9 protein-coding genes and 1 rRNA gene are annotated in these 10,548 nt (G+C 69.2%); 2 read left to right on the top strand and 8 right to left on the bottom strand.

The features are described from left to right. Nucleotides 1-83: ribosomal RNA gene (gene rrf, locus ACZ5K7_RS11405) — 5S ribosomal RNA — on the top strand; the annotation flags it as partial. 76 nt (nucleotides 84-159) lie between these two features. Here the strand turns inward: rrf and ACZ5K7_RS11400 are convergent. Beyond that, entirely contained in the window at nucleotides 160-711 is a 552-nt protein-coding gene (locus ACZ5K7_RS11400; protein ID WP_468912585.1) for an isochorismatase family protein, read from the bottom strand. 103 nt (nucleotides 712-814) lie between these two features. On the opposite strand from ACZ5K7_RS11400, the gene ACZ5K7_RS11395 reads away from it, so the two are divergent. Continuing rightward, nucleotides 815-1,384: a GNAT family N-acetyltransferase gene (locus tag ACZ5K7_RS11395; RefSeq protein ID WP_351709194.1), complete on the top strand. Its 570-nt coding sequence runs from the start codon at nucleotides 815-817 to the stop codon at nucleotides 1,382-1,384. Here ACZ5K7_RS11395 and ACZ5K7_RS11390 read toward each other — a convergent pair. The 7 genes from ACZ5K7_RS11390 to ACZ5K7_RS11360 form a co-directional block, all read right to left on the bottom strand. Beyond that, nucleotides 1,381-2,883 (bottom strand): P-loop NTPase family protein, encoded by a 1,503-nt coding sequence (locus ACZ5K7_RS11390; RefSeq protein WP_468912583.1) that lies wholly within the window; start codon nucleotides 2,881-2,883, stop codon nucleotides 1,381-1,383. The genes ACZ5K7_RS11395 and ACZ5K7_RS11390 overlap by 4 nt on opposite strands. A gap of 13 nt (nucleotides 2,884-2,896) precedes the next feature. Beyond that, nucleotides 2,897-4,315 carry an ATP-binding protein gene (locus ACZ5K7_RS11385; RefSeq protein ID WP_351708786.1) on the bottom strand — a complete coding sequence of 473 codons (1,419 nt, stop codon included), beginning with the start codon at nucleotides 4,313-4,315 and terminating at the stop codon, nucleotides 2,897-2,899. Between the two features lie 14 nt (nucleotides 4,316-4,329). Then, a complete protein-coding gene (locus tag ACZ5K7_RS11380; protein ID WP_351708789.1) occupies nucleotides 4,330-5,889 on the bottom strand; it encodes an SCO6880 family protein in 1,560 nt (519 codons plus the stop codon). Continuing rightward, the gene (locus tag ACZ5K7_RS11375) at nucleotides 5,886-7,244 is read right to left on the bottom strand and encodes a hypothetical protein (protein ID WP_468912580.1); all 1,359 of its coding nucleotides are present in this window, start codon (nucleotides 7,242-7,244) and stop codon (nucleotides 5,886-5,888) included. Before ACZ5K7_RS11375 ends, ACZ5K7_RS11380 begins: the two co-directional genes overlap by 4 nt. Beyond that, nucleotides 7,234-8,082: a DUF8175 domain-containg protein gene (locus ACZ5K7_RS11370; protein WP_468912579.1), complete on the bottom strand. Its 849-nt coding sequence runs from the start codon at nucleotides 8,080-8,082 to the stop codon at nucleotides 7,234-7,236. The genes ACZ5K7_RS11375 and ACZ5K7_RS11370 overlap by 11 nt, the downstream gene beginning before the upstream one ends. A gap of 141 nt (nucleotides 8,083-8,223) precedes the next feature. Continuing rightward, nucleotides 8,224-8,532, bottom strand: coding sequence for a hypothetical protein (locus tag ACZ5K7_RS11365; protein WP_351328461.1), 309 nt, complete (start codon nucleotides 8,530-8,532; stop codon nucleotides 8,224-8,226). Nucleotides 8,533-8,881: 349 nt separating this feature from the next. Continuing rightward, on the bottom strand, nucleotides 8,882-10,192 hold the full coding sequence (locus ACZ5K7_RS11360) for a S53 family peptidase (RefSeq protein WP_351708798.1): 1,311 nt from the start codon (nucleotides 10,190-10,192) through the stop codon (nucleotides 8,882-8,884). Nucleotides 10,193-10,548 lie beyond the last annotated feature (356 nt).

The raw sequence follows: 10,548 nt of genomic DNA, 5'->3' as shown, positions 1-10,548 counted from the left end.
ACATTCCGAACCCGGAAGCTAAGCCTTACAGCGCCGATGGTACTGCAGGGGGGACCCTGTGGGAGAGTAGGACACCGCCGAACAAATTTTGGGAAAGGCCCACGCCGTATGGCGTGGGCCTTTCTGCATTTACGGGTCTTTTCGCGGCTGCGTCTGTGGCTAGAACGTCACGTCCGCCGTGTCGACCGTGCCGCCCTTTCGGCCGGGGGCCTCCTGCCACTGCCAGTAGAGGTTCGTGTGCGAGATGACCTGCTCCGGGGCCGGCGCACCGTACGCGGTGAGGTCCTCGGTGGTGTGGGCGTCGCCGACCAGAGTCGCGTCGTAACCGCGGACCATCGCGCCGTGCAGGGTGGAGCGGACGCAGGCGTCGGTCTGGGCGCCCGTGACGACCACGCGGCCCACGCCGTGTTCGGCCAGGACGGACTCCAGCTCGGTGTCCTCGAAGGAGTCACCGTAGCGCTTGTGGATGAGGGGCTCGGTGGCCTCCTCGCGGGTGAGCTCCGGGACGTACTGCCAAGGGGCGCTGTCCGGCTTCAGCTCGTCGCTGGAGTGCTGGATCCAGATCACCGGGACCGCCTCGGAACGGGCCTTGGTGATGAGGGTGTTGATGTTGGCGATGACCTCGTCGCGGTTGTGGGAGCTGTCCACCACTCCGTTCTGCACATCCACGACCAGCAGGGCGGTGTTCGGGCGGTTCGGCAGAGTCGTCATGGCGTCCACAGTAGGCGGGGGCACTGACAGCGGGCCTTGTGTGAGCGTCGTAAACGAGGTGAGCGGGGCGGTGGGTGGCGGCTACCGTGGCCGTATGAGTGCGATGACCAGCGGTGATTACGTTGTTCGGGCGATACGGGCCGAGGAGTGGGAGGCCGTGAAGCGGTTGCGTCTTGTCGCGTTGCGGGACCCGGTGGCGGATATCGCCTTCCTGGAGAGCTATGAGGACGCCGCTTCCCGGCCGGACTCCTTCTATCAGGAGCGGGCCGCCCGGTCCGCCCAGGAGCCGAGCGGTGCGCGGCAGTTCATCGCCGAGGCGGCGGACGGGGTGTGGGCCGGGAGCGTGACCGTGCTCGTCGAGGAGGCCGGGTCGACGGACTGGGCCGGAGTTCCGGTCGAGCGGCGGCAAGGGCATGTGGTCGGGGTGTTCGTGCGGCCCGAGCACCGTGGGAGCGGGCTGCTCAAGGCACTGTTCGACGCCGGTGTGGCATGGGCGCGGGAACAGGGTGCCGAGCGGGTCCGGCTGCTGGTGCACGAGACGAACGCGCGGGCCCAAGCGGCCTACCGCAAGGCGGGGTTCGTGCCGAGCGGGGTACTCGTGCCGTTCGTCAAGGACGAGGCGGAGAACGAGGTGGAGTTCGTTCTGGAGTGGCCGTCCCGGGCCCGCGCCTAGACGGGCAGTTCCCGGTGAGGCCAGCGGGAGCGGGCCTGTTCGTGGGAGCGCAGCAGGGCGAGGGTCGGCAGGCCCTGGTCGACGCCGGCGGCGAGCAGGTCGGGGAGCTGGGGGAGCGGGGCCACGGCCGCGACGTCGTCCAGGACCAGGGTCAGTGGTGGGTCGAGCCGACCGGAGGATGACCGTTCGGCCATGCGCCGGCCGCGCTCGACCACGCTGGAGGCGAGGGCCGTCAGGAGGGGCATCGCGCCGGGGTTGGTCCTGGGGTCCTCGATGGATTCACCGACCACATAAAGCGTGCCCCCTTCGGCGACGAAGGAATCCAGGGCGAGGGCGTCGGATCGGTTGGGTGTGCACGCCTCGCGGATGTTGACGGTGAAGAGGGCGGCGAGTGCCCGGGCCGTCAGCTCCTGGGCGATGTCCCTGCGTTCGGGATGGGAGGTGAGCGCGGCTTCGAGTTCGCCGGCCGCGCCGGGGGCCGCCTTCGGATGGGTGCGGAGCGTGCGTACGGCGTCCTGGACGCCGGTGCCCTGTGCCCAGCGGTGCACGTGGCGGATCGCGCGGTGCTCCAGGGCGGCGGCGTGCAGGTAGCTGCGCAGGAGCGTTTCGGCCGTGTCGGTGACCGCCTGGTCGATCTTGGCGGTGGGTTTCACGGGGGTGAGGATTGCCTGGGCGCGCAGGACGGCGGTCTGCTTGTCCTCGCAGTCGGCCGTGGGAGACCAGTGGAAGCGGGCCGGGGTGTCGCAGAGGTGGTTCGGGTCGTAGAGGAGGACCGGGCCGAGTTTGGCCCGGGCGTCCTTGGTGTCGGACCAGAGGGCCGGGTTCGAGGTGACGACCAGGGAGGGGCCGGCCGCGTCGCGGATGGCCTGGGCCGCGGTGGTGTGGCGGGTGTCCTTGGGTGCGATGTGGATTTTCGTCCACCCGCCCACCTGGTCGCCGTTGGCAGCGGGGTGAGCGTAGAAGCCGGCGGGGGCCGTTGGCTCAAAGGCGATCGTCTCCAGGGCCGCCGTCTCCGGGGCGATCGTCTCGTGGACGATCGTCTTCTGGGCGGTCGGTGTCTGCCTCGGGTCCGGTTCCGTGCGTGGTTCCGGGCCCGGCGTCGTCGCAGGCGTGTGCTTTTCCGCCGTCCGTCTTCTTCTTCCCGCGCGCCATCTCGCCACCGTCCCCATCACGAACACCGTCAGGACCAGCAGGATCATCAGCTGGCCGATGAACAGGCCCCAGAACAGGCCCCACCCGGACAGCTGGGCCGGCGGTGTGTCCGGCCAGGCGCCGGTGATGTCGTGCGGTTCGCCGATGAGGTGGCGCATCGCGGGCGGGGTGTGGGCCAGGTTGACGGTCGACGGCCAGGTGCCGTGCGAGAACCAGGCCGCCAGGCCGGTCGCCGTCCACACCATGACCGTGATGCCGAGCAGGAACGCGAGTATGCCGATCAGCAGGCCGTCGGGGATGCCGCCGCCGCTCGCCTGTTCGCGCTCCTGCCGGGGGTCCGGTCTCACGATCGGGTCCTCCCTACGCCACCGTCGATTCCGAGTCGCCGAGGTGCTGTTCGACGAAGGCCGCCGCCCGCTGTTCCGCCTCCAGTTCGGCGGCGCGCAGGGCGTCGTCGGCGGCGGCGAGATGGTCGGCGGACGACTCGGTCATCGCGCGGTCGGTGAAGACGAGCGGGCGTTCCGTCTCGGTGATCAGGTGTTTGACGACCTGGACGTTGCCGTTGACGTCCCAGACGGCGATGCCGGGGGTGAGAGTGGGGATGATCTCCACTGCCCAGCGTGGGAGGCCCAGCACCCGGCCGGTGGCGCGGGCCTCGTCCGCCTTCTGGGCGTAGATCGTCCGTGTCGACGCCATCTTCAGGATCGCCGCCGCCTCCTTCGCCGCCGCGCCGTCGACCACGTCGGAGAGGTGGTGGACGACCGCGACGAAGGAGAGGCCGAGCCGGCGGCCGAACTTCAGCAGGCGCTGGAAGAGCTGGGCCACGAAGGGGCTGTTGATGATGTGCCAGGCTTCCTCGACCAGGAAGATGCGCTTCTTGCGGTCGGGGCGGATCCAGGTGTGCTCCAGCCACACGCCGACGATCGCCATCAGGATGGGCATGGCGATGGAGTTGCGGTCGATGTGGGAGAGGTCGAAGACGATGAGGGGGGCGTCGAGGTCGATGCCGACCGTGGTCGGGCCGTCGAACATGCCCCTCAGGTCACCGTCGACCAGGCGGTCCAGGACCAGGGCCACGTCCAGGCCCCAGGCGCGTACGTCGTCTATGGCGACGTTCATCGACTCCGCGGACTCCGGCTCGGGGTGCCGTAGCTGTTCGACGATGTCCGTCAGGACCGGCTGACGGTCCAGGATCGTCTCGTTGACATAGGAGTGCGCGACCTTCAGGGCGAAGCCCGAGCGTTCGTCGAGGCCGTGGCCCATCGCCACTTCGATGATGGTGCGGAGCAGCGCCAGCTGGCCCGTTGTCGTGATCGACGGGTCCAGGGGGTTCAGGCGGATGCCGTGGTTCAGGGCCGCCGTCGGGTCGAGCCGGATGGGTGTTATCCCCAGCTCTTCCGCGATGAGGTTCCACTCGCCGACGCCGTCCTCGCCCTGGGCGTCCAGGACGACGACCTGGCGGTCGCGGAAGCGCAGCTGCCGTAGGACGTAGGTCTTCTCCAGGGCCGACTTGCCGTTGCCGGACTCGCCGAGGACCAGCCAGTGCGGGGCCGGGAGCTGTTGGCCGTAGAGCTGGAACGGGTCGTAGATGTAGCCCTTGCCGGAGTACACCTCACGGCCGATGATCACGCCCGAGTCGCCCAGGCCGGGGGCGGCCGTGGGGAGGTAGACCGCCTGGGCCTGGCCGGTGGAGGTGCGGACCGGGGAGCGGGTCGTCTCGACCTTCCCGAAGAGGAAGGACGTGAAGGCTTCGGTGAGGACGGACAGCGGGTCCCTCATCAGCGCATCAGCCTCTACCTTCGGATTCCGGTGGCGAAGGGCAGTGTGTTCACGAAGGCGCGGTGGTGCTCGCGGTCGCACCACTCCAGCTTCAGGTACGACTTTCCGGCGGACGCCCTTATCGTGCGCTTGTCGCGGTTGAGGGCCTCCGGGTTACGGGAGGAGACCGTGATGTAGCCGACCAGGTTGACGCCGGCCGCGCCGCTGGCCAGGTCCTCGCCGCGCTGGTCGAGGCGGTTGTGGGCGGCGATGTCGCGGGGGTCGACGGTCCGGTTCATCTTGGCGGCGCGGGACGCCTCCGCGTCGTCGTTGGTCTTCTCCGTGAGCATGCGTTCGATGGCGACCTCGGTGGGTTCGAGGTCCATGGTGACCGCCACCGTACGGATGACGTCGGGAGTGTGGACCAGGAGCGGGGCCAGGAAGTTGACGCCGACGGGGGTCATCGGCCACTCCTTCACCCAGGCCGTGGCGTGGCACCAGGGCGCGCGGGTGCTGGACTCGCGGGTCTTGGCCTGGAGGAACGTCGGCTCCATGGCGTCCAGTTCGGCCGGCCAGGCGTTGCGCTGGGTCATCGCCTGGATGTGGTCGATGGGGTGGTCCGGGTCGTACATGGAGTGGATGAGGGAGGAGAGGCGGCCCTGGCCGAGGGGCTGGCGGACGCGGATGTCCGCCTCCTGGAGGCGGGAGCAGATGTCGGTGAGCTCGCGGGCCATGACGACCGCGAGACCGGCGTCGCGGTCCAGCTTGCGGCCGCCCTGGGGGCGGGCCGCGCGGGCCATCGCCTGGGCCTCGGCGGCCAGTTCGCGGGAGTAGTGCATACAGGCGACGAGGTACGCGCGGTGCTGCTCGCTGCTGGTGGAGACCATGGACTGGAGCTGGTCGTAGGAGTGGGACAGCCAGTCCGGGGCCTTCTCGTCGCCGCGCTGGGCGACGTCCTTGGCGTGGGCGTCGGGGTCGGCGGGGAGGGTGCGGGCGAGCATCTGGAGGCGGGTGACGAAGCCGTCGCCGTTGGCCACGTGCTTGAGGAGGGTGCCGAAGCGGTCGACGAGGGCTTCCTGGTCCTCGGAGTCGCGCAGGCCGACGCCCGGGCCCTCGATCTCGATCGCGGCGGTGACCGTCTTGCGGTCGGCGTGGAGGAGGACGGCGATCTCGTCGGGACCGAACGGGGCGGCGAGCCAGCTGATCCGGCCGATGCCGGGCGGCGGGCCGACCTCGACCTCGCGGCCGTCGATCCGGGTGCCGGCCTCGGCGGCCGTGGAACGGTAGACCGTGCCCTGGCGCAGGGTGCGCTTGAAACTGCGGTTGATCTCGAACCACTTGTAGAACGTACGGCGCTTGTACGGCACGTAGACCGCCGCCAGTGCGAGCAGCGGGAAGCCCATGAGGAGCACGATCCGCAGGGAGAGGACCGGGACGAGGAGCCCGCACATCATGCCGAGGAACGCGCCCGCGATGATCAGCACGATCTCGCCGGATTCACGGTTCCGGCCGACGATCGCGTTCGGCCGGGCGCGGCCGATCAGATACGTACGGCGGGGCGTGACCGGATGGGACAGATGGGACTCGGTCGTCAACGCCCTTCACCTCCCGAGCTGTTGTTGCGGGTGTTGCCGGCGTGCGGGGTGTTCAGCGGGCTGGGCGCGCGGGGTGCGGGTGCGGCGGAGGGGACAGATCCGCCGCCCCCACTGTTCGGGGTGCGCGTGCTGTGCGCGGCGACGCCGCCCGAGGCCGGGTTGGACGGGCGGGCACCGGAGGGGGCGGAACCGCCGCCCCCGCCTCCGCCGCCGTTGTTGTCGGCGCGGGCGCTGTGCGTTCTGATGCCCTGGGCGACGAGGTTGGCGGGGCTGCTGATGACGGCGGCGGCCTTGCCTTCGGCGCCCTGCATGATGCGGTTGTTGCGGCCGGCCGCGATCTCGTCGCCGAAGCCGGGGACGAAGCGGTAGATCATCGCACTGGCGAAGATGGCGAGCAGGATGATGGCGAGGCCGGAGACGACGGCGGAGAAGGCGTCGGGGCCGCCGTCGGAGGACAGGGCGCCGGCGAGGCCGAGCACTATCACGATGACCGGCTTGACGAGGATGACGGCGATCATGATGCCGGCCCAGCGGCGGACGTGGCCCCACAGGTTCTTGTCGACGAGGCCGGCGTAGACGACGGTGCCGAGGAGGGCGCCGACGTAGAGCAGGGCGGCCCGGATGACGAGCTCCAGCCAGAGGACGCCGGCGGCGAGGATGCTGACGAGGGAGACGACGATCAGCATGATCGGGCCGCCGCCGATGTCGTCGCCCTTGCCGAGGGCGCCGGAGAAGGTGCCGAAGAACGTGTCCGTCTGGTTGCCGGTGGTCTTGGCGAGGACGTCGGTGACGCCGTCGGTGGCCGACACGACGGTGTAGAGGATGAGGGGCGTGAAGGCGGACGCCAGCACCGTCAGCCAGAGGAAGCCGATGGCTTCGGAGATGGCGGTGCTGAGGGGGACGCCTCGCACCGCGCGCTTGGCGACGGCCAGGAGCCAGAGCAGGAGCGTGAGGATCGTCGACGCGGCGAAGACGACGGCGTACTGCTGGAGGAACTTCTCGTTGGTGAAGTCGACGTTGGCGGTCTCCTGCACGGCGTCGCTGAGCTTGTCCACGGTCCAGGAGGCGGCCTTGGCACAGCCCTGGGCGAGCGAGGAGAGGGGGTCGAGGGTGGAGGTGAGGGGGTCGGTGGTGGAGCCACCGGTGCTGCCGCCGGAGCCGCTTTCGCAGAGTTGCAGGGACGGACCGGTCATTCCCGCGCAGTTGCCGCCGCTCTCCGTGGGAGAGGGGCTCGCGGAAGGCGAGGCGCCCGGTGAGGGGTCCGCGAAGGCGCGTGTGGCCAAGAGGACGACGGAGGCCTGCACGGAGGCCACCAGGGCGGTGAGTTTGAGCGCGCGGTGCTGGCTAGCGGGCATAGGTGAACCCTCCGAACTCCTGGACCGCCTTGCTGATCTCGTCGGACCCGGACACCGGGTTGTCGCCGGTGACCGGGGTCGGGCCGGTCTTCTGGCTGGATTCCAGGACCTTCCAGTCCCCACCGCTCCAGTTGAGCTTCATGGTGACGGTGAACCAGTTGCTGGTCACCGGGCTGGTCGAGCCGGTGCCCGCGATGCCGAACAGACCGTTGCACCAGACCTCGACGGTGGCCGCGCTGTCGCTGTACGACGTGGCCTCGGTGCCGACCGGCAGCGTGCGGCTGACGAACGTGCTGCCGGAGGGCGCGGTGCCGTCGGCGGTGAGGCCGGCCTTTTTGAGGAAGTCGGCGGAGTAGTCGGAGTCGAATCCCGACTGCTGCGTGTTCATGGTGGAGGGGTCGGCGATGGTCTGCACGATCGCATGCCGCTTGGCCGTGTTGAACATGCTGTCGGAGCCGAGCACCGTCGCGTAGTTCGCCGCCGCGCTCTGCGCCCCCTGTGAGGTGTGTGCGAACCCGGTTGGGATTCCCTCACCGCTCTTTGTCTCCACCGGCTTTGTGCCGCTCGCCGCCGTCGATGATGTCGCCGGCTGGTTCGCGGTGCCGTTGGTGCCGGTGCCGGTGCCGGTGTTGGTGCCGTTCGGCGAGTTGTCGCCTCCGCCCCTGTTCGCGAAGGCGATCGCTGCGATGAGGAGGACGACCACGCCGACGACGGTGACCAGGCTTCTGGAGGAGGAGCGGCCGCCGCGGCGGGACGCGCCGCCGTACGGGTCGCTCTCGGGCAGGCGGGTGCGGGTGTGACCCGTATCCGGGTAGCCGGGCTCGTCTCCGAGGCTCATGCCGCGTACTCCCCCTCCACGTCGTACCGGAACGCGTAGCAGTACGACGGTAGCCGTGCTGGTTCCCGCGCGGGCGCGGTGTGGTGACTCGACATCAGGGAAACGCAACCTCGGAGCGGGGGAAAGGGAGGTGCAGATTGGCTAGACGGCCATGCCGTACACGATTGTGAACAGGGTGCCGAGTGAGCCGATGATGAAGACTCCGGTCAGTCCGGCGATGATGAGGCCCTTGCCCTGTTCGGCACTGAAGGTGTCGCGGAGGGCCGTGGCGCCGATGCGCTGTTTGGCGGCACCCCAGACGGCGATGCCGAGGCAGAGCAGGATGGCGACGGCCATGACCACCTGGATCATCGTCTTCGCCTCGTTGCCCAGGCTGCCGAAGGGGCCCCAGTCCGGAGCGATCCCGCCGATGATGGTGTTGATGTCTCCCTTGTCGGCCGCATAGAACACGTAAGTCACCGCCCCTGGTGGGTAGTTCCGTTCGCCCCTGCCGGGTGCAGAGGTCACGCATCATTCTCGCCGAAAACGTCGCCGGAGTATGTCGACTTGACGTCATCGATTGGCGGGATTCGTACGAAAGGCTCGTACGGTCACTCTGTGTATCACGGCAGGTCACGCCGGGCAATGAGGCCTGAGCGGAACCTGTCGTGTGGTTCCGTCGTTGACCCCCTCTATGACCTGGCACGTTTGATGTCGGCCGGTCGGGTGAGGGGTCGAGACGATGTTCTCACGGTAGTCATGGGGAAATGGCCAGTGGGCCCCGGCACCGGCCGGGGCCCACTGGCTTCCTGAGGTCGTGTCAGCCGGCGAAGGCCGTGGTGCCCTCCGGGGTGCCCCAGCCGGTCGGACCGTCGTAGCCGGTCGTGGCGGTGCAGTAGTACGAGGTGGTGCAGGTGCCGTTGTTGCCGCTGGTCACGTCGTTGAGGTACGAGGTGCCGGCGTAGTTGTAGGGGAACTTGGCCGGGTAGGAGCCGCTGGACGGGGTGCCGGCGAGGGCGTAGACGCCGGCGATGATCGGCGCGGAGACGCTGGTGCCGCCGAAGGTGTACCAGCCGGCGGTGACGCCGTAGGAGTCGTAGACGGAGACGCCGGTCGCCGGGTCGGCCACCGCGGAGACGTCCGAGATCATGCGCTTGGTGCAGGTGGTGTCGGTCTGCCAGGTGGGCTTGGCGTCGTAGGAGGAGCAGCCGGAGCCGGTGCCTTCGGTGCTCGACGTCTTCCACACCGTCTCGGTCCAGCCGCGGGTGGTGGAGGAGGTGGAGAGCTTGGTGCCGCCGACCGAGGTGACGTACTTGGAGGCGGCCGGGTACTCGGCGCCGTAGCCGCTGTCACCGGCGGAGACGGTGATGGCGACACCGGTGTGGTTGAAGTACGAGGAGTCGTACGAGGTGTCGGACGAGGACTCGCTGCCGCCGTAGCTGTTGGAGACGAACTTGGCGCCCAGGGTGACGGCCTCGTTCACGGCGGTGCCCAGGTTGGCCATGGTGGCGCTGGTCGCCTCGACGAGCAGGATGTTGCAGTTCGGGCAGATCGCGGAGGCCATGTCGAGGTCGAGGGAGATCTCCTCGGACCAGCCGGCGTCGGACGAGGGCAGCGAGGTGGTGGAGCCGGTCTGGCTGACCTTCTTGAAGCAGCCGTTGGCCGTCGTGCAGGCGGAGAGGCCGTAGTACGAGCGGTAGGTCGCGAGGTCGGTCTCGGCGTTGGGGTCGTTGTACGCGTCGACGATCGCGATGGTCTCGCCCGAGCCGTTGGAGGCGGCTGCGGAGGTCAGGCCGTAGGCCGCCCGGAGGTTGGTCGGGCTGTAGCCGGAGGGGGTGGTGGCGTCGGCGGCCTTGGGGGTGATGCCGGTCTTCGCGGCCTGCTGCTTCTGGGCGGCGGTGAGGCCGCCGGTGACGCGGTAGGAGTTGCAGGCGAGTTCGCCCGTGTGCTTGGGGGTGGCACAGGGGGTCGCCGTGTAGGTCACCTTGGCGGAGGAGACGGAAGGTGCCGCGTCGGCCTGGACGGCGGTGCCGAATCCGGTGAGCAGCAGTGCGGCCGTGGCCGCTGCCGCGGTGCCGAGTCGGCGCCAGTTACCGCGTATGGAGGGTCTGTTGGGGGGAGTGGAACGCATGCGTGCAGCCTCCTGAGTTCCGGTACGGGGGGTTGGAACAGGGGCGGTGCGGGTGCGATCTGGTGAGACCTCTTGCGTGGTGGTGTGGCCTGTTGCGTGGGGTGTGACCTCTTGCGTGGTGGTGCGGAAGACCGGCGGTTCGGGTTCCCCGGCGGTCGGGCGGCGGCCCGCGAAGAGAATCCTTTGTTGAGTACGCGACAACAAGAGGGTTCAGGAATCATGACTTCCGCATTGCCGAACGGGGCCTTCGCGTGACCCGTCGATGGCCGCCCGTTGTCCTGCGGGTGACGGGTGATTGACTCAACTCACAGGATGTTCACGGGCGTTGCCAAGGTGCCTGAGGTGCGAAAAACGGG

It is taken from the genome of Streptomyces sp. NPDC031497 (assembly GCF_055580905.1).
Note: the sequence above shows the minus strand (reverse complement) of the source record. Positions and strands in the feature narration are given on the sequence as shown.

Bases quoted from the DNA above. Each gene is read 5' to 3' on its own strand.
- ACZ5K7_RS11400 (WP_468912585.1), bottom strand. From the start codon at position 711: ATGACGACTCTGCCGAACCGCCCGAACACCGCCCTGCTGGTCGTGGAT.
- ACZ5K7_RS11395 (WP_351709194.1), top strand. From the start codon at position 815: ATGACCAGCGGTGATTACGTTGTTCGGGCGATACGGGCCGAGGAGTGG.
- ACZ5K7_RS11385 (WP_351708786.1), bottom strand. From the start codon at position 4,315: ATGAGGGACCCGCTGTCCGTCCTCACCGAAGCCTTCACGTCCTTCCTC.
- ACZ5K7_RS11375 (WP_468912580.1), bottom strand. From the start codon at position 7,244: ATGCCCGCTAGCCAGCACCGCGCGCTCAAACTCACCGCCCTGGTGGCC.
- ACZ5K7_RS11370 (WP_468912579.1), bottom strand. From the start codon at position 8,082: ATGAGCCTCGGAGACGAGCCCGGCTACCCGGATACGGGTCACACCCGC.
- ACZ5K7_RS11360 (WP_351708798.1), bottom strand. From the start codon at position 10,192: ATGCGTTCCACTCCCCCCAACAGACCCTCCATACGCGGTAACTGGCGC.